The sequence below is a fragment of the Acidovorax sp. sif0632 genome, assembly GCF_019218805.1.
GTDB lineage: Bacteria > Pseudomonadota > Gammaproteobacteria > Burkholderiales > Burkholderiaceae_C > Acidovorax > Acidovorax facilis.
Genome location: NZ_JAHUWW010000003.1, coordinates 638240 through 656697, shown reverse-complemented (window position 1 = coordinate 656697; position 18458 = coordinate 638240). Strand labels below are relative to the sequence as shown.

Annotated in this window: 20 protein-coding genes; 17 read left to right on the top strand and 3 right to left on the bottom strand. The window is 61.3% G+C overall.

Features of this window, described 5'->3' with window-relative positions:
- The first annotated feature begins 60 nt into the window (after nucleotides 1-60).
- From KW832_RS13005 to KW832_RS12975, 7 genes are all read left to right on the top strand, one after another.
- Nucleotides 61-450, top strand: coding sequence for a hypothetical protein (locus tag KW832_RS13005; RefSeq protein WP_218300229.1), 390 nt, complete (start codon nucleotides 61-63; stop codon nucleotides 448-450).
- A complete protein-coding gene (locus KW832_RS13000) occupies nucleotides 447-740 on the top strand; it encodes a hypothetical protein (RefSeq protein ID WP_218300227.1) in 294 nt (97 codons plus the stop codon). Before KW832_RS13005 ends, KW832_RS13000 begins: the two co-directional genes overlap by 4 nt.
- Complete coding sequence (locus KW832_RS12995; RefSeq protein WP_218300226.1) at nucleotides 737-1408, top strand: hypothetical protein; 672 nt, start codon at nucleotides 737-739, stop codon at nucleotides 1406-1408. The genes KW832_RS13000 and KW832_RS12995 overlap by 4 nt, the downstream gene beginning before the upstream one ends.
- Complete coding sequence (locus KW832_RS12990; RefSeq protein WP_218300225.1) at nucleotides 1405-2412, top strand: helix-turn-helix domain-containing protein; 1008 nt, start codon at nucleotides 1405-1407, stop codon at nucleotides 2410-2412. The genes KW832_RS12995 and KW832_RS12990 overlap by 4 nt, the downstream gene beginning before the upstream one ends.
- Entirely contained in the window at nucleotides 2393-3259 is an 867-nt protein-coding gene (locus KW832_RS12985; RefSeq protein ID WP_218300224.1) for an ATP-binding protein, read from the top strand. Before KW832_RS12990 ends, KW832_RS12985 begins: the two co-directional genes overlap by 20 nt.
- 46 nt (nucleotides 3260-3305) lie before the next feature.
- A complete protein-coding gene (locus KW832_RS12980; protein WP_218300222.1) occupies nucleotides 3306-3548 on the top strand; it encodes a hypothetical protein in 243 nt (80 codons plus the stop codon).
- 83 nt (nucleotides 3549-3631) lie between these two features.
- The gene (locus KW832_RS12975; RefSeq protein ID WP_218300221.1) at nucleotides 3632-4126 is read left to right on the top strand and encodes a hypothetical protein; all 495 of its coding nucleotides are present in this window, start codon (nucleotides 3632-3634) and stop codon (nucleotides 4124-4126) included.
- A 1099-nt stretch (nucleotides 4127-5225) separates the two neighbouring features.
- Here KW832_RS12975 and KW832_RS12970 read toward each other — a convergent pair.
- Nucleotides 5226-5612, bottom strand: a complete 387-nt coding sequence (locus KW832_RS12970; protein WP_218300220.1) for a hypothetical protein — start codon at nucleotides 5610-5612, stop codon at nucleotides 5226-5228.
- 221 nt (nucleotides 5613-5833) lie between these two features.
- Between KW832_RS12970 and KW832_RS12965 the strand changes: the two genes are divergently transcribed.
- The 9 genes from KW832_RS12965 to KW832_RS12925 all read left to right on the top strand — a co-directional run bounded on the left by KW832_RS12965 (nucleotide 5834) and on the right by KW832_RS12925 (nucleotide 16316).
- A complete protein-coding gene (locus tag KW832_RS12965; protein WP_218300218.1) occupies nucleotides 5834-6679 on the top strand; it encodes a terminase small subunit in 846 nt (281 codons plus the stop codon).
- Nucleotides 6676-8247 (top strand): terminase, encoded by a 1572-nt coding sequence (locus tag KW832_RS12960; RefSeq protein WP_218300217.1) that lies wholly within the window; start codon nucleotides 6676-6678, stop codon nucleotides 8245-8247. Before KW832_RS12965 ends, KW832_RS12960 begins: the two co-directional genes overlap by 4 nt.
- Nucleotides 8248-8249: 2 nt before the next feature.
- On the top strand, nucleotides 8250-10337 hold the full coding sequence (locus KW832_RS12955; protein ID WP_255577711.1) for a genomic island protein: 2088 nt from the start codon (nucleotides 8250-8252) through the stop codon (nucleotides 10335-10337).
- 20 nt (nucleotides 10338-10357) lie between these two features.
- The gene (locus tag KW832_RS12950) at nucleotides 10358-11266 is read left to right on the top strand and encodes a hypothetical protein (protein ID WP_218300214.1); all 909 of its coding nucleotides are present in this window, start codon (nucleotides 10358-10360) and stop codon (nucleotides 11264-11266) included.
- Between the two features lie 167 nt (nucleotides 11267-11433).
- The gene (locus KW832_RS12945) at nucleotides 11434-12537 is read left to right on the top strand and encodes a N4-gp56 family major capsid protein (RefSeq protein WP_218300212.1); all 1104 of its coding nucleotides are present in this window, start codon (nucleotides 11434-11436) and stop codon (nucleotides 12535-12537) included.
- Nucleotides 12538-12608: 71 nt separating this feature from the next.
- Nucleotides 12609-13010 (top strand): hypothetical protein, encoded by a 402-nt coding sequence (locus KW832_RS12940; RefSeq protein ID WP_218300210.1) that lies wholly within the window; start codon nucleotides 12609-12611, stop codon nucleotides 13008-13010.
- Between the two features lie 80 nt (nucleotides 13011-13090).
- Complete coding sequence (locus KW832_RS12935; RefSeq protein ID WP_218300209.1) at nucleotides 13091-13435, top strand: hypothetical protein; 345 nt, start codon at nucleotides 13091-13093, stop codon at nucleotides 13433-13435.
- Between the two features lie 3 nt (nucleotides 13436-13438).
- The gene (locus tag KW832_RS12930) at nucleotides 13439-14110 is read left to right on the top strand and encodes a hypothetical protein (protein ID WP_218300205.1); all 672 of its coding nucleotides are present in this window, start codon (nucleotides 13439-13441) and stop codon (nucleotides 14108-14110) included.
- Nucleotides 14111-14183: 73 nt separating this feature from the next.
- A complete protein-coding gene (locus KW832_RS12925; protein ID WP_218300203.1) occupies nucleotides 14184-16316 on the top strand; it encodes a hypothetical protein in 2133 nt (710 codons plus the stop codon).
- 9 nt (nucleotides 16317-16325) lie between these two features.
- Here KW832_RS12925 and KW832_RS12920 read toward each other — a convergent pair whose 3' ends face one another.
- Nucleotides 16326-16700 (bottom strand): hypothetical protein, encoded by a 375-nt coding sequence (locus tag KW832_RS12920; RefSeq protein ID WP_218300202.1) that lies wholly within the window; start codon nucleotides 16698-16700, stop codon nucleotides 16326-16328.
- Between the two features lie 268 nt (nucleotides 16701-16968).
- Between KW832_RS12920 and KW832_RS12915 the strand changes: the two genes are divergently transcribed.
- Nucleotides 16969-17580 carry a DUF4760 domain-containing protein gene (locus tag KW832_RS12915; protein ID WP_218300200.1) on the top strand — a complete coding sequence of 204 codons (612 nt, stop codon included), beginning with the start codon at nucleotides 16969-16971 and terminating at the stop codon, nucleotides 17578-17580.
- 82 nt (nucleotides 17581-17662) lie between these two features.
- Here the strand turns inward: KW832_RS12915 and KW832_RS12910 are convergent, their stop codons facing one another.
- Entirely contained in the window at nucleotides 17663-18442 is a 780-nt protein-coding gene (locus KW832_RS12910; protein ID WP_218300198.1) for a hypothetical protein, read from the bottom strand.
- Nucleotides 18443-18458 lie beyond the last annotated feature (16 nt).

The following is an 18458-nucleotide window of genomic DNA, read 5'->3' as shown; positions in this document are numbered from 1 at the left end:
TTCCTCGGCGTTCCCAACTTTTGGGAAGGCCCGCGAACGCCGCAACTTTGGGAGTAAATCATGGGTGAGTACGAGAGCTTGAACCAGGCGCTCATTGAGTGCGTGAAGGTCGTCGGTGGCAGCAAGGTTGTGGGGCACAAGCTGTGGCCCGAGAAGGCTGTGGACGCAGCCCAGCGCCACTTGCTGGCCTGCCTGAACGAGGATAAGCCAGAGCGCCTATCGCCCGAGCACTTGCTGATGCTGCTTCGCTTGGCGCGCGATAAGGGCTGTTTGGTGGGTATTGATTTCATGCTGGGTGAGTTGAGCTGCGCGCCTGCCCAGCCCATTGAGCCAAAGGATGAAATTGCTGAACTTCAGCGCGCATTCATCGAGTCGGTGAATGCCCAGGCCAAGATCGCGGAGCGTATGGAGCGCGCTGCTGGCCGGGTCAGCGTGAGGGCCGTGGCGTGACCAAGCCGCCTACATGGCAAGAACTCCGCGACGCCGGTCGCGTGCTGATTGACCAACCTGATCGCGGCTTGGCCATCTATCCGACCACCTACGGCAACGTCGTTATTTGCGTGATGGGTGACGACGGGGCGCTGCACCTTGTGCCGATCCAGCTTTCCGAAATCGGCGACGTGGCCTACGTCCTCGCAGATTCCGAGGCTCGCGCCATAGCGGCGCAAGAGGTGCTCCAAGAGCGGGAATCAGAGATTGCTGCTTTCCACCTCATCCAGCGTGTGAAGGTTGGCTCATGACATCAGCCAGCAGCCCGGTACTGCCGTTGGTGCGGTGCGCAGCCATCGGACCTGAGTCGTGCCGACGAACCGCGTTGATTCTGGCCGAGGCCCAGGATAGCAATGGGGGCAAGTTCGACGCATCGATGGCATGTATTGCTGCGTGGACAGGACTCTCCAAGGTCCAAGCCAGAAAGCATGTGCATGCGTTGGTGAGGATGGATGTGCTGCGAGTGCTGGCCAATGCCAACGGCGGGGATCCTCTTGCCTGGCCTGTCTACCAGTTCAACGTTTTGCGCCTGCGCGCACTGGGGCAGCACCCAGGCGGGACGCCCGACATGTTCAGCGCTTCAGCCCCACCGCGCAGGAGTTTTGACGCCTTGAATGGCACCGACGGCGGCAAGGAAATTGTGGCGATGGCCATAGAAATCCTTGGGCGACCTGGGAAGCGCGAGGTGCGCTTTGTGCGCGAGGCCCCCCAGGGCGATATCGCCTATGGGCGGACTCACCTGCAGGCTCTGCTCCTGCCAACGTTCGCTAAAGGTGCCTGGACTGGCTGGCTAAACCCACAAGAAGGGGCGCCCGACTGGGCGGACCCTGTCTACACCCCATCCGAAACCGTGGAACGCCTTCGTCAGTGGGCGCAGTCCGTCGCCCTTGGCCGCGTAGAAAGCATCGAAACCGCATGAGCAACCAAATCACCAACCTCTGTCGGACCCTCAAGCTCACGCCGCCTCAAAAGTGCGTGCTTATGGCATTGGCAGACCGGGCAGACGACGCGGGCCTTGCATGGCCCTCTATCGCTTGGATCTGTGAATGGACATGCTTTGGCAAAACTGCCGTTATTGACGCGCTCAAGGGGTTGGAAGGCGCCCTACTGATCACCAATGTTCGGACAACCGGACGCAACAATCAGTGCAAATTGCACCTTGATCGCATCGCAGAAGTGGTCCACCAGCAGACCCAACGGACCGAGGAAAGTGGTCGTGATGACCGTCGGAAGGAGGGCTATGACCAGTCCGCCACGCGAACCAACCTGTCCGCCACGCGGACTAGTCCGCCAGACGGACAGGTTCGCCAGACGGACTACCACCAGTCCGCGTGGCGGACTACCACCAGTCCGCGTGGCGGACCAACCAGTCCGCCAGACGGACACGATACATCCTTAAACACCACACATACATCCATTAATACATCCATATCTTGTCCGAACAAGCCGCCAGCCATCGACCCGTCTTCGTTGTGGGGAACCGAGTTGCCAGACAGTTCTGCAACCGAGCTGAACAAGCCACAGTCGGCGTACAGCCCCAACTTCGAGGCAGCTTGGCAAATCTATCCGTCGCGCCCTGGTAAGTCGAAGCAATCGGCGTGGAAAGCCTGGGTTGCACGGTTGAAGGCCGGTATTACTGCAGAGGAGATGACGCGAGGAATTGAGCAATACGCAGCCTATGTGGTGGCATGCGGCACCAGCCCTCAATTCATCAAACAGCCCGACACCTTTCTCGGGCCTGGCCTGCACTTCCAGAGCGACTGGACGGTCCCGCAGATGAACAAGCAAGAGGCGCTTGAGCAGCGAAACCGAAACATTGCAGCGGACTGGGCGAGAGGGCCGCGCAAGCCATCGTCCCACTCCGGCTTCGACAAACTCAACTACAGCGAAGGCATTGACGAAAATGGTTACATCATTGGTTGACTGGCAGCCCGATCCTGATGGCGATCAGGGCTCGCTCCCTGCGCCAGCGGAACTCGCTGCGGTAGGACGCCAAGAGCAGTGCCCGGAGCACGGGGAATTTCTTTCCAAGCCTGTGTATCCCGGATCGCGCACGATGACCAAGTGCCCCGCTTGCGCGAAAGTTGCAGCTGAAAAGTACGCTGCGGAGGAGGCGAGGCGCAAAGCTGAAGCCGAAGAAGCACAGCAGAACGATCTGCTTCGCCGGAGGCTTGGCCAGAGTGGTTTGAAGGGGCGGATGCTGGCGTCAACCTTTGGCAGCTTCGAGTGCATCGGAAAAGCGCAGCAAGATGTGCTGCACCAATGTCGTGACTTTGTTGAAAGCCTGAATCCTGAAGCGGGTGGTGGGTTGTGGTTGATTGGCCCACCTGGCACCGGGAAGACGCACCTTGGCAGCGCAATGGTTCAGCACGTGATCCGCGAGCGCCGCATGTGGGCCTGTGTGCTCAGCGCCCGGGAAATCATCACCATGCTGCGCGCAAGCTGGGGCAAGAAGGTCGTCTCCAATTCCTGGGACTGGGCGCCACAGACAACGGAAGAGATTGTTGAGCACCTGGGCAACGTCGCGCTTTTGGTCCTGGACGAGGTTGGGAACAGCTTCAACACAGAGGCGGAGCAGGTGCAGCTGTTCGACGTCATCGACCTCCGCTACAAGCTCTGCCGCCCCACTGTGGTGATCTCAAACCTCCCTGCGCAGGAGATGAAGAAATCGCTGGGTGATCGCAGCTACGACCGTTTGCGCGAGGGCGCGAGGGTGCTGCAGTGCACGTGGACCAGCGCCAGAGGAATCAATCGGGCCCCTGTGGCCTAAACGAGTTTTACCCACCACCACCGGCTGACGCCGAGAAAGAGAAGCCATGACCACCAGCACAACCAACCCCGTCCCTGCAGCCGCACCAGCGCAGGGAGGCAAGAGCGTTGTCATGATGTACACCATCCCGGCTGGAACCGACCCAGCCCATTGCGGTGAGGGCATGGCTGCAGCTGTGGCTGCACTCGCGAAGGCTGCTCCTGCACTGCAGCCCGGCGCATCGGCCACCTCTACGCAGGGCGTGACCGTAGAAGTCGTGTCCGTTGGCGCCAGCCCCTGGAAGGTCTGACCACAAAAAGGAAAAGCCCACCGAAGTGGGCCTTCCCGGTCGATTTTGACCTGAGCAATCGAAATTGTACCGGGAGCACCAATATGACAGAAGCCCTTGCAACCACCGATGCCGTCGGCGCGCGACCGCCGAAACTGCCCATCGGCGCCATCGTTTGGGAAACCATCCTCCAGCTGGAGAACGACGGGCGCCTGATTACCCGCAGGAACCTTCGGGAGGTAACTGGCCTGAGCTATGAGCAGATCGACGAGTGCGTCAAGCGCTTGGAGGACAAAGGCACTGTGATCAAGGCCGGTGGCGGGCTGATCGAGGTGGTGCCGCAGTATCCGGCCGAGCGTGCTCAAAGCCTGACCGCGCTCCCCGATGGACGGGTGAAGTGGGAAATGGCAGACGGCGCTGAAGAACTGTTCACGCCATCCGAGGTCCGGCGCCACGCCATGCTGTTTGCAGGATTCGCGCGCCAGTTCGAAGACTTGGAGATGAGCAACAAGGCGCTGGTGCGGAGCGCTGAATTGAACGACCAGCTGCGGGACGTGCGCAGGGAGCTGAGACAGTTGAAGCAGGACTTGGGAGATTGACCATGACGAATCGAGTGAACTGGACGCCTGAAGCCATTGCCCTACTGGGGACGGCGCCCGACACAGAGGTCGCACACACCTTGGGGTGCGATGTCAGCACCGTATGGCGCAAGCGCAATCACTCCGGGATTCCCCGGTATGGTGGGCGGAGCCCTGAAGAACTTGCACTGCTGGGGACGATGCCAGATGCGCAGCTGGCAAAGCGGTGGGGCGTCAGGCGTGATAGCGTGGGCTATCTGCGTAGGAGCCGTGGAGTGGTGGTGTGTAGGGCCACAAGTTCCTGGACAGCAGAGAACCGCGCCCTACTTGGCACAGTGCCGGACACGCAGCTCGCTGGCATTCTTGGCGTATCTGCTGACACCGTGAGGAATGCGCGAATTAGTGCTGGGATTCCGGCATTCAGAACCTGGCCGTCGGAATGGATCGCATTGCTGGGCACTGCGCCGGACAGCCAGATCGCAAAGCGAATCGGAAGAGCGGCCTCGTCGGTGGCATCTATGCGGTACAGCCTTGGGATAAAGGCCTATCAAGCTCCAGTGTTGTGGACACCCGAGCGGATTGCTTTGCTCGGGACGGACACTGATGCGCAGGTTGCTCTTTCTCTCGGGGTCGGGGTGCATTCCGTTCGTGACGAGCGAAACCGACGCGGCATTCAACCCTTCGGTCGGTTGCGTCGATTGCCACCGGAGCGGGAAAAGCAGTTGGGGACCATGCCGGACGGTGATCTCGCAGCCGAGTGGGGCTGCGCCGCTGCGGCAGTTTCCTCCTTGCGGCGCATTCGAAAGATCCCAAGCTTCCAGACGCAAAAGCCTTGGACGCCTGAGGAGGTGGCATTGCTTGGCACCATGTCGGATGCGGCTGTGGCTCAGCGCGTGGGGCGCAGCAAAGGGGCTGTAACAGCGATGAGGCGAGTATGTGGGGTATCAGGCGCCAGCAAGTCGCTGCCACACCCGCACCTTGAGGACATCAAGCGCGAATACACGACCACGAGTGCGCCCACCACGGAGATCGCCGCAAGATATGGAGTGCCCGTTCGCTTCATCAACAACAAGGCGGGGAAGCGCGGATGGAGCAGGCCAGCCTGCGGGTGACTGGTGAGCTACTCCAGAAGCCACTGCACCAACGGCCATGCGGCCACCAGGAGTGAAGCAGCGGCGAACCAAAGGCTGAGGCGCATATTGCGGCGGGAGATTCGGGCCTCTTCTTGCGCTACACGGGCCTCCTCCTTGGCTGCCGACGTCCGCTGCCGCTCCGCCTCAAGAGCTGCCTCTGAGGCCTCAGCGTTGCGGCGCGCATATTCTTTCAGTTCCTGCCTGTCGATCCGTTCGGCCACTTCGAGTGCTATCTCGTTTTCAACGCTTTGCTTCCACGCGGCCGCTGCATCCGCACTCCTTTGGGCTGCTCGCTTCTGATCATTTTCCTGCATGAATTGCAAACTCTTAAGTTCGCGGGCGCTGGGCGTGCCCGACGGTGTCCATAGGCTCATGGAAAGCTGAGGCCGCGCGTCCCGGGATACGTCCGAGTGTTGTGTCTCTAAAGCGCAATCTGCCGCATCAGGTGGAGGGGCCGACAGTTCGCTACTCAAGGTATCAGTCGATGGTGGTGGTTTTGCGTTCATTCGCGAGTCTTTCGAGTTCTTGCTACATTCTCGCGCGCCCCCCAGTAGGGTTTCCGCAATCCGCGCACACACGGGACCATCCCGTGTAAATGGAAACAGGCAACCGCGAGAACTTCAGTTCAGTACCTAGCGCCAAGAAGGGTCGCACAGCCGCGCCCGCGAAGGTCATCGACTGGGTTGGGGTTGAGAAGGCTTACTGCGGCACTCGCCAATCCACACGCGATATCGGCAAGGCATTCGGCATCTCGCACACCATGGTGGCCAAGCACGCCGCCGCCAAAGGCTGGGTCCGGCCTTCCAAGGATCAGATTTCAGATCCGACCCCAAGAAAGGGGAAGGCTGAACTGGAGCCGCGCCAGGAGCGATTCGTTCAGGAGTACCTGATCGACCTCAACGGCACCCAGGCATACATGCGCGCCGAGCCGGGGACGACCGAGAAGAGCGCTCGCACCTTGGCATCCCGCATGTTGGCAAAGGTCAACGTGCAGAAAAGGATAGCGGCCGAGCGTTCAAAGACAGCGGCAAAGCTCGAACTGACCCGCGAGCGCGTCCTGGCTGAGTACACCAAGCTGGCCTTCTTCGACATGCGCCAGGCGTACCACGACAGCGGTGCCCTGAAGCTCCCCCGCGAGCTCGACGAAGACACTGCAGCAGCCATTGCGGGCTATGAGACCGTGGAGATGGATGGCGGGGGCAAGGATGCACCACCGCTGCAGGTGCGCAAGGTGAAGTGGGCGGATAAGCGCGCTGCACTGGACAGCATCATGAAGGCCCAGGGCTGGAACAAGTCCGATGTGGGAACTGCTGAGAACCCTCTGGTGATTCGCGACATGACCGACGCCGAGCGCGCAGTTCGGATGTCCGCGATCCTGCAGGCCAACCCTACGCTGGTCACCGCTTTGGCCGCCCTGATGGCTGGAGGTGCGCAGCCATGAAGCTGGCCGTGCCCACCTCCGAGCAGATCCTGGCGGCCTTCAAAGGCATGACGCCCGAGATGCGCGCAGCGGTGGACTCCTTCCTCATGGTGGCTGATCCTGCCATCTGGGTTCCGCAGGCCGGTCCGCAGTCGGCGGCGTACCACTGCCAGGCAGACATCGTGTTTTACGGGGGCAGCGCTGGTGGGGGAAAAACTGAATTGCTGCTGGGTCTGAGCCTGACCGAGCAGGAGCACAGCATCATCTTCCGGCGCGAGGCTGTGCAGCTCATCGGTATTGAAGAGCGCATGACCAAGATCCTTGGCTCACGCGCTGGATACAACGGTCAAGACCACCTCTGGCGCCTGCCAGGCAAGAGGGTGCTGGAGCTGGGCAGCGTGCAGCGTCCAGAGGACTGGCTGAAGTACCAAGGTCGGCCGCACGACTTCAAGGGCTTCGACGAGATCACTCACTTCACCGAGATGCAGTTCCGGACGCTGATCGGATGGATGCGGACCGACAACCCCAACGTGCGCCAGCGCGTGGTTGCTGCGGGCAATCCCCCGACCACGGCAGAGGGCGAGTGGGTCAAGCGCTTCTGGGCTGCTTGGCTGGATCCGCAGCACCCGAACCCAGCCAAGCCCGGAGAGCTGCGCTGGTACGTCACGAACGAGCGTGGTGAGGATCAAGAGGTCCCCGGGCCTGAGCCTGTGATGGTGGGCACCGAGCTGATGACGCCCAAGAGCCGCACGTTCATCCCGTCCAGCGTGGATGACAACCTGTTTCTGACCACCACCGGCTACAAGGCCACTCTGCAGGCCCTGCCAGAACCCCTGCGCTCCCAGATGCTGCGCGGCGACTTCAATGCGGGCGTGACGGACCCCGTGTGGCAGTTGATCCCCACCGAGTGGGTGAAGGCGGCCCAAGCCCGCTGGAAGGACCGCGACACCAAGGGCCTGATGACAGCCATGGGCTTCGACCCGTCACGCGGTGGACAGGACAAGTCGTCGGTCGCGCGCCGACACGGCCAGTGGTTCGACAAGATCGTGACCGCCCCGGGCTCTGTGACGAAGGACGGGCCATCTGCAGCCGGGTTTGTGGCGCCACTGATCCGTGATGGCGCGGTGGTGTGTATCGACTCCATTGGCATCGGTTCCTCGGCTCTGGACTTCATCAAGGGCCTCGGCCTGCACGTGCACTCGGTGGTGGGCTCTGAGGGCAGCACCTTGATGGACAAGTCTGGTCAGCTGCACTTCCGCAACAAGCGGGCCGAGATGTACTGGCTGTTGCGCGAAGCGTTGGACCCCACCAACCCCGACCCCATTGCACTGCCGCCCGACCAGGAACTGCTGGGCGACCTCACGGCCCCCCGATACAAGGTGGTGACCATGGGGCGCAGCGCCGCCATCCTGATCAGCAGCAAGGACGACATCCGCTTGGTGCTGGGCCGCAGCCCGGATAAAGGCGACTCCGTGGCCATGACCTTCGCGGCCGACATACCCAAACCCGAGCCCAAGCCCCGGGCCAAGAGCTGGCGCGACCGCCTCTCAGCTTCTGGCTCCGACAACTGGGACCAAGCGACTGCATGACCATGAACGACACATCACCCACCAGCCTGGCAGACGGCGCAGCGCGCGAGAACTGGGCGCGCTACCTCTACGGCAAGGACCGTGGCCATGTTGACTACCTGCCGCACGCAGCCCGCTGCGAGGATATGTACCTGGGTGGTGGACGCCAGATCACGCCTGAGCAGCGCGCAGCGTTGATCGCTGCCCGGCGGCCAGGTTACGAGTTCAACCAGATCAAGCCCAGCGTAAACGCTGCCATCGGCTACCAGATCCACAACCGCATGGACATCGCGTTCAAGCCGCGTGGTGGAGACTCGGACCTGTTCAAGGCCACGGTCCTTTCCAAGGTGACCATGCAGGTTGCAGACCTCTGCGCGCTGCACTGGTTGGAGACCCAGGTGTTCAGCGACGGTCTGATCCAGCAACGCGGCTACTACGACGTGCGGATGTCCTTCGACGAGAACATCAAGGGCGAGATCACCGTCAGCGACCTGGACCCGCTGGACGTGATCCCAGACCCGGACGCCAAGAGCTACGACCCCGACAAGTGGGGCGACGTGATCATCACCCGCTGGCTGACACTGGACGAGATCGAGCAGATATACGGCAAGACGGCCAGGAAGCGTGCGGAGCAAAGCAACGACGCGGGCCACGACTTCGGGGACCTCGGAGACGGGGTTGAGCGGAACAAGTTCGCCACACGCAAGGACTGGGGCTACACCGATGCGTGCGCCACCAAGGAAGACGGCCTTGAGCGCTACCGTGTCATCGACCGCCAGCGGTTCGTCTACGAGCTGACGCCTTGCCTTGTGTGGCCGGGCACGGGGGATGTGCAGGTGGAAGACACCATGGCCGCAGACTCCGTGGCTGACGCGCTGGCTAACGGTGCGGTTCGGGCAAAGCGAATGCGCCGCCGTGTGAAGTGGACGGTCACCACGTTCACAGCCACGCTTCACGATCACTACAGCCCCTACGAACACTTTACCGTGGTGCCGTACTTCGCCTACTTCCGCCGCGGCAAGACGTGCGGGATGGTCGATGACGCCATCGGGCCGCAGGAGGTTCTGAACAAGGCGGTGTCCCAGGTGGTGCACATCGTCAATTCCAGTGCCAACAGCGGCTGGGTGGTGGAGGAGAACTCCGTTATCAACATGACGATGAAGGAACTGGAGACCCGAGGGGCTATGAACGGCCTGGTGATCGAATACAAGAAGGGCGCGAAGGCTCCTCAAAAGATCCAGCCCAATCAGGTGCCCACTGGCGTCACGCACCTCATCGACCGCGCGGACAAGGCCCTCAAAGATGTGACGGTGCCAGAGGCCATGCGCGGCCAGCAGGGCCCCGAGACCTCGGGCATTGCTATTCAGGCCAAGCAGTTTGCCAGCCAGCAGCAGCTGTCTGTGCCCCTAGACAACCTGGCTTATACCCGCCAGCTGCTGGCCAAGCGCATCCTGAAGCTGATCCAGCGCTACTACGACACGCACCGCATTTTCCGCATCACTGAGACTGACCCTATGACGGGCAAGCCGAAGGAAGAGTTGCTGGAGATCAACAAGTTCGACCCGGCCACGGGCGGCTACATCAACGATGTGACCATCGGCACCTATGACGTGGTGATCACCGAGCAGCCCATGCAAGTCACGTTCCAGAACTCGCAGTTCCAGCAGGCGCTGGAGATGCGCAAGGCTGGTGTGCGGATCAACGACGCGACGATGGTGCGGTACTCCAACCTTTCGGACAAGGCCGAGATTCTGGAAAGCCTGCCTAGCGACCAACGGCCTCCCGATCCGTTGGCCGAAGCGCGCGTGCAATTGCTGAACGCACAGACCCGCAAGACGGACGCCCAGGCCACGGACGTGAAGGTGAAGACCCAGTACAGCGGCGTGCAGACCGCACAAGTGGTAGCGCAGATCCCCGCCACCGCAGCGCTCGCGGATGGCCTGCTGAAGTCGGCCGGATATGTGGACCAGGACGCGGGGCCCATCGTGCCCCAGGCGCCGGGCGGGCTGCCCACCGTTGCCATGCCCCAGAGCACCGATCCCATGAATCCCGCCAGCCCCGCCGTGGGCGCGAGCGATGGAATTGAAACCCTGGCCGCAGATGGCCTGTAACCCTGAAGGAGAACCACGAGATGACGACACAAGACCAAGCACAAGCGCCAGGGGCTACTGGCACCACCACCGAGGATGAGGCACTGGACCTGGGTAACGATGATCTGCCAAGCACCGGCACGAGCGAGGCACCTGCGCCCGCTCCAGCACCGGCTGCAACGCCTGCGCCAGCCAACGATGCCAGCTCAGGCGAAGGCACAGGCGGCACTCAGAACGTGCCCTATGCGCGCTTCCGTGAAGTGAACGAAAACAAGCGCCTGCTGGAAGAGCAACTGGCTGCCGTGCAACAGGAGCTTCAGGCGATCAAGGCAGGGCAACAGCCAGCGGCGGCCCCATCCCCGGCCGCCGCTCCGGCTCCAGCCGCCTTCGATGTGGACGCTGCCGAGGAGCAGTACGCGCAGGCGCTGCTCGACGGTGACGCCAAGGCTGCCAGCGCGATCCGGCGTGAGATCAACCAGCACATCGAGACATCGGTGATGAAGCGCGTTGCAGAGTCATCGCAGCAGGAACAGGTGCTCGCCAAGTCTGAGGTCGTGGTGGCCAACGCGATGGAGACTTATCCATGGCTGGATCAAGAAGATGGCACTGTTGCTCTGGAACTCATTGAAGCGTCAGTGCGAGCCAAGGTAGCCGATGGTGTCCCGCACCACATCGCCCTTGCGAACGCCATTGCCACCATCGCTCCGCGTTTCGCTCCAGACGACACCCCCAGTAGGGTATTGCCCAACGGTGGTGCGCCCGCTGACACTCGCATGGAGCGTGCTAACAAACGTGGCGCAGCGGATTCCCTGCTGCAGCCAGCAGCGGTGCAGGCGGGCATGGGCAACCGTGCCACGGCGCCCAAGATCGATGGCTCCACGAAGCTCAGCGACGATCAAATCGATGGGCTGCCGAAGGCCGACTTGGACAAAGCACTCGGCATCGGATAGCGCCTCAAGGCTGGCAAGGACTCACCCACCTTGCCAGCGTCATCCCTGGGTTGTCGCCTCTGACGGGCGTTAAAAAGTCAGGCGCTCTTGGCCGCCACAACAGCCATGTTTTCCGCAGATGGGCGGCGTCATGTCCCGAGAAGTAACCCTACTTATTGGAGATAGACATGGCATTCACTGCGTTCGGCGAATTGACGCCGATTCAAAAAGTCAACTGGTCCCGCGTCGTCTGGAAGGCCGCACGCGACCAGATGTTCCTCAAGAACTTCATGAGCGACACGGGCAACAGCGTCGTGCACCGCGTCACTGAACTCACCGAAACCGAAAAGGGCACCCAATGCCTGTTCCAGCTGGTTGCCGACCTGATCGGTGACGGCGTGCGCGGGGACGATGAGCGCGAGGGCAACGAAGAGGCGATGGACGCCCACAGCCAGATCATCCAGATCGACCAGATCAGCCACAGCGTTGGGAATAAAGGCCGATTCGATGATCAGAAGAACATCATCAACTTCCGTCAAACGGGTAAGGACAAGCTCTCGTTCTGGCTGGCCAACCGTGCCGATCAGCTCGCCTTCCTCACGATGTCGGGCATCAGCTACGCCTTCGAGAACAACGGCGCACTTCGCGTCGGTTCTGTTTTCCCCGAGCTGACGTTTGCTTCTGACGTGACCGCGCCATCGGCCAAGCGCTCACTGATGTGGGATGGCACCAGCCTGGCTGTGTCGAACACAGGCAGCATCACCACGGGCTACGTGCCCAAGTACAACATGATCGTGGACGCCATCGCCTACGCGAAGGAGCACCGCATCAAGCCCCTGATGGCTGGTGGCAAGCCGTATTACGTGATCTTCCTGGCGCCTGGCTCCTTGGCTGCTCTGAAGAAGGACGAGGCTTACCAGCGCGCGGTGGTGGCTGTGGCCACTAAAGCCGGTCAGGATTCGCCATGGTTCACCGGCGCAACCGTGACCGTTGATGGCGCCGTGCTGCACGAGCACACGCTGGTCTACAACACCAAGGGCGCTGCATCGGGCTCGAAGTGGGGTTCTGGCGGCACGGTCAACGGCACCCGCACGCTCCTGTGCGGCTCGCAGGCGTTGGCTTTCGCTGACATCGGCGACGGCCACTGGGTCGAGAAGCTGTTCCAGTACGACAGCAAGATCGGTCTGAACATCGACCGGATGATCGGCTTCAAGAAGCCAGTCTTCCCATCGATCTATGACGGCAGCGACGAAGACTTCGGACTGCTGACCATCGACCACTACCTGCAGTAAGCAGTGCCCCGGGGACGGGGCCTGCGGGCTCCGTCCTTTCATCCTCCCCTTGTTGTTGAAAGGAGCCCATCGTGGCTATCAAGAAAAACGCAGCGCGCCAAGAACTCATCGTGGCGCATCTCGACATCGGTTACGCCGATCCCGCAACCTACGGCACCGCTGAAGAAGCGTTCGACCTGCCCGGCAATGCAATCCTGTTCGGTGGCGATGTCGTGGTCAAAACGGCCTGGAACAGCGCCACCACGGCGACGCTGAAACTCGGCGATGCGACCGATGACGACCGGTACACCGCATCTGCAATCGACCTGAAGACTGCGGGCCGCACGGCGCTGACCCTCACGGGCTACAAGCACACCGTGGCCGAGGCGCTCAAAGCGCTGATTGCACAGACCGGTGCTGCTGCCACGGCCGGCGCTGCTCGCATCACCATCAGCTACTACGTCGAAGGTCGCGCAGCCTTCAGCCAGGGCTGATCTGTTTCTCAGTGGTGGGGCCCATGCGCCCCTTTGCCCGGCGGCGTCACACCCGTCGGGCGTTTTTCAAGGACACCATCATGAAATTCCGCTCCCCATCTGACCAGCCCATTCACATTGCACTGACCACTGGCCACACTGCGGTGGTCACGCCTGAGGGTGTGCCGCTGGACCCCATGTTTCACAAAGAAGCAAGCGCACGCGGCGCTGTGGCTTTCGATGACAACACCACAATCGTCCCGTCTCCGGAAGATCGCAAGGCGGCTATCGCGGCAGCTCTCACGGGCATGCTGGACGGCAAGGATGAAGACGACTTCACAGCCGAGGGCAAACCCAACCTGAATCGACTGAAGGCCAAGACGGGCTTTGCTGTCACGCGCGAAGAGGCCGACGCTATCTTCGTCGAGCTGACCGCCAAGGTGTAAGCCATGAAGGTAGCGGAGTTCATCGCCGCCTTCCGTGCCGACCTTCGGGACGGTGTTGAAGGGGAGTTGTGGAGCAATGCCGACATCGTCCGCTACCTCAACGACGCGGTGCAGGAGGCGTGCGAGCGGTCCAAGCTGATAGAAGACCGTCAGACGCCAGCCGTGTGCACCGTCACCCTGGAGCCGGACGTTTCCACGTACCAGCTACACCCTAGCGTTTTTGAGATCAAACGCGCCACGCTGCGTGGCCGCCCTCTCGACGAAACGAGCGTCGAAGAACTGGACGACGAATGCCCTGGCTGGGAGAACTGGAAAGGTTCTCCACGGTTGTTCATCTTTGAGCAGGCGAGCGGAGCGCGGCCGGCCAGTATCCGCTTGGTGCGCACACCCACCCAAGCCGACACGCTGGCCCTGACCGTCTACCGTGGCGCCATCAAGCCGCTGAGTGTCGACATGGACCAAGGGCGTCCAGAGATCCCCGAGCGGTTCCACGAACGCCTGAAAGACTGGGTCTACCGCTGCGCCTACCTCAAGCAGGACGCAGACGCATTCGACAAGTCCAAGGCCATCGAGTTTGAAGCATCGTTTGAGCGCTCGTTCGGCGCGCGGCCCGATGCCAACGTGCAACGCAAGCAGCGTGATCGACGTCCGCCCATCGTCGCCCTCAACTGGTGAAGTCGATGCCCCTGGTGGGGTTAGGCGCGGCGAGCCACAGACCCAAGAATTCCCCCAACACTGAGGGCATGACATGAAAACCTCCCACTCCACAGCAGCTCGTCGCCTTTTGGCACTCGCCCAGCCATCCGGCCCAGTGCAGCACTTCGCAGATGGCGGCCTCGTTGGCTTCGGCGCGCGAGGTCTCTCTGGCCTACGCGACCTCATCCCCAAGATGCAGGCCATGGGCTACCAGCAGGCCGCTCCGGCACGGGCCGCGTCAGCACCTGCCATCGACCCCCGTGCAGCCGAGCTGCAAGCCATGATCCCGCAGATGGAGGCCATGGGCTACAAACAGCAGCGCTTGGCCAACGGAGGTCACGTCCGTGGGCCAGGCACTGGCACCAGCGATTCCATCGATGCCAAGCTGTCAGACGGAGAGTTTGTGCTGCCCACTGACACGGTCCGTAAGGTTGGCGTGCGTCGGCTGCAGGACCTGGTGGACATGACGCACACCCCAGTCAAAGGTAGTGGCAAGCCCAATCAATTCGCGAACGGCGGCTTTGCAAAGTTTGATGTGGATGCTTGGAGCCAGCAGCAAGACCAGCAGCGAAATTCCAACACCCAGGCAGCGCAGGCTCAGGCGCAGGCAGCTTCGGACCAAGCACAGGCCGAATCGGACGCATTGGCACGCAAACAGGCGCCTGCTGTGCCAGCGCCGGGTGCGTCCGCCAACCAGTCGCTTGCGCAGCGGGTATCTCAGATCCCCACCGGCGGCCAGACTGCTCCAGCAGCTGATGGCTCGCAGAACAGCTGGGCGAACACTGAGACTGGGCGCAACTTGTCGAACATCGCTTCGGCGCTTCCCGGGTCGCTGGGCGGTGCCATTCCTGCTGTGGCAAAGACCGGGGGCGCGATCAGTGGCGGCATCGATGCAGCAACTCGACTCCTGAACGCAGGTGCTGGTGCTGCGGCAATCAGCGCCATCCCTGGTGCCGCCTCTGCACAGGGCGCAACGGCATCACCTGCAGGAGCAGGGCGCGGCATGGTGAACCCTCCCACAGTGAATCCGTCGGCACCGCCACCCGTGGTCGCGCCACCAACCGCTGCCACCATGGCGCCCACTACCGGCAGTCCAGCCACCACGAGCGATGTCACCCGCGTGGGCAACAGCTATTCGGGCACCAACGTGGCTGGCGACATCACGGTCAACGGGCGCACACCCAATGGTGGGTACATGAACACGGGCAACGCTGCTGCAGGTACAGGACAGCCGCAGTCGCCGGTGGGTATGTCTGTGGGCCAAGCTCAGAGCCAGGGCCTTGTGGGCGGGCAAGTGGGCTACAACCCAGCGTATGACCAGCGGCTGAATGGCACGCGCGGCACTCCCACTGCCCAGAATGCGGCGGCGGCTGAAAACCTGGCCGCGACCCAGGATCAGGGCGCTCGTGCTCGTTTGTTGGCCGCTGGTGCTGCGCCAGCACCCACTGCCCCAGGTGTGACTGCGCCAACCATCCTGAACTCAAGCAACTCTTGGCAAGCGCGCAATGACCTGCGTAATCTGGAGGTGTCCGCCAAGTCCATCACCAACCGGCCTGAGTGGAGTGGGGCGGGGATGGGGCGTTTCCAGAGTGGGCGTGGTGGTGGGTCCCCTGATGTTGCGGCCTATCAGGCGGCATTGGCCAATGACCTCGCGCTGAAAGCTGGCCAGCCTGCGGCAGACGTGGCGGCCATGCGTGAAAACGCGGGGTTGCAGCGCGAAGGCCTGCAGCAGAGCGGCGCAACCGAGCGCACCAACATCAATGCCCGCCGGGATGATGCCGCCAATCAGATCGCGCGCGGCCGACTGTCGCTGGAGCAGATCGCCGCAGGCTACACGAACCGGTCAGCGGACCGTATCGACCGGGCACAAGCAGAGCTGGAGAATGCCAAGACGCCAGAGGCCCAGAAATCAGCGCGTGAACGCTTGATGGCGCTGTCGGGCAGGGCGCCGCAGAACGAGTGGGGTGTGCAGATAACACCCACCACCAAGAACCTGGACGGCAGCACGACCCAGGGCAGCGTCTACCGGTTCAACAAGGCGACGGGGGAGACGGTGCGGGTGGATGAGGGGCAGGGGAGTGCCGGACAGGCTCCGGCCAAGGACAACATGGTTCGCGGCCAGGTCTACCAAACCAGGGGCGGCCCGATGCGCTGGAACGGATCGAGCTTCGAGCGAGTCGGCTGATGTGTGCGCTCAGCGCTTGGCTGGCAGGCCGAATGCCTCTTCGTAGGTGATGGTCTTCGGGGCACTGTTGCTCACTTTGACACCACCGTCCATTGTGGAGACGAGCAAGGCCAGAACGCCCACAGCCAGCGGCAGCAGCACCAGACCGGCGATCAGCCCGCTTTTGGATGTGCTGGTCCGCTGCTCCCGGTCGCTGGGCCATTTCAGGAACGAGACAATCCAGAGCACCAGCAGGCCCACGACAGGCACCAGCATCAGCAGGGCCCATGCTCCATTGAAGCCAGCACGCTGCAGGATGCGCCAGATGGGCACGACGAGCAGCGCCATGAGGGGCGTGATCATGACCAAGACGATGGACCAGTGTGTAGGGCTGAATGTTCCCACGCTGCTGTCTCCTGTGCGGACGAGTGGCCTGGCCGCATGAGAAGCGAACCGTTGCCGATGGTCGCTATCATAGATTTTGCGGCGTGTCTTGAGGCGAATCCTTCGAGACCTCGGGTGACGCAGTTCCGCAAAGTGATCTACACTTAGGGCTCAGCGGCACCTGTAGGTAACTACAAGGTGTGTGCTGGCAGGGCCTGTTGCCGATATTGGCGTTAGCAGGCCTCGCACTTTTTGGAGGAAATGATGATGCAACTATTCCGAGAAGGCGATGGCTACGCCTAAGGCAATTAAGCCAAGCATAAAACCCAGCTCTATGCTGGGTTTTTTGTTGTTTGGATTCGCAGTCGTCTTCGTTCTTGCTGTGGGCTGGCAAGCGTTTTATCTTCCTGCAAAGTCGCAATATCGATTAACAGCTAAGCACTGGGTTGTAGTGGTGCCTGCTGCCACAGCTTTCTTTGGCTGGTTAATCACGTCGTTACTTACTCTCAGAAATTCCATCAAGCAGCATACGATCACTACGCTGCTACAGTCCCGTCTTTCGGCGACGTACATGGGCTACGCAGACAAGGTGGGTGCGCACTACTCGGACTATGACAAGCGCAAGAAGGCTAGCCCCGAGATCACTGAGCAGCCAACGGATGGTATCGATGAGATGGCACTTCGCTACATCTTGAACTATTTTGAATTCCTTGCAATTGGAATTAAAAGAGGCGAATTTGACGAAGAGATGCTCAGAGATAGTTTGCGAGGGATACTGAAAAAGAATGTCTCGATGTCGCGAATGTGGATTGCAAAGGCAAGAAAAGATAATCCAAATTTATATATTCATGTGGTTTGGTTGCATGGTCGCTGGCATCCTGATGATGTGCGTCTGATGTAATTTGTAGCCCGCCCCGCGCGGGCTTTTTCACGCCCAGCTCCTACGGCCCAGCGACAAGCCATGACGATCCGAAGCTCTCTCTTTACGGCAAGGGTGTGGACGATGAGGCGATGGCTTGTCCGAGCATCGTGTAACCACTCACGCTGAGTTCGTAGATCTCCTTGCCGAACTTCACGATCTTCGATCCACTCTCCGCTACCTTTGCAGCCTTCGAAATCAGGTCCATCCCATTGGCTACAGCGCTCCGCGCTTCAGGACCGGCCTTCGCGACTTCGGCCACTAACTCCTCTGGTGCATTCCTCATCTCGCCAGACTGCTTGTTCACCGCGTCCACGATGGGCTGCACCCCATTCAGTCGATAGAGCATCAGCGCAATGCGCAACTCTTCCACTTGACCTTCAAGTAGTTCTCTCAAGCCTGCCGGCAGGTTCGCGCCTTGCAGCAGAGTTTCTTGGTCCTGAAGCGCCTGTACCAGCGTGGCCATCACCTTTGTATCAACTTCGTTCTCATCGAACTTTCCGAGCACCCAAGACATCCACGCGAGGCTAGCGCGGACCTCCGCAGCCGTTACTTTTGCGTGAACTTTGCCCCATTGCACGTGCAGGAAAGCTGTCCTAAAGGTGTCGGTTAGGCCTTTGATCGCTCCTGCGTAAAGGGGCTCTGGGACCTGGAGCTCGATCATTTTGCGTTCCAAGAGCCGAACTTCCTTACGAATCGCCTGAAGAGCGCGCATCACATTCTCATCTCGTGCTGCAGTCCCCGTCCCCTCAAGCCAAGTGTTCCATCCATCGACCTGAGGGTTGCCATGGGCAAGTGGTAAGAATGACTCTAAAACTGCAAGTATTCGAGTTGCTGGGTTCATGGTTTCCTCCTTGCTG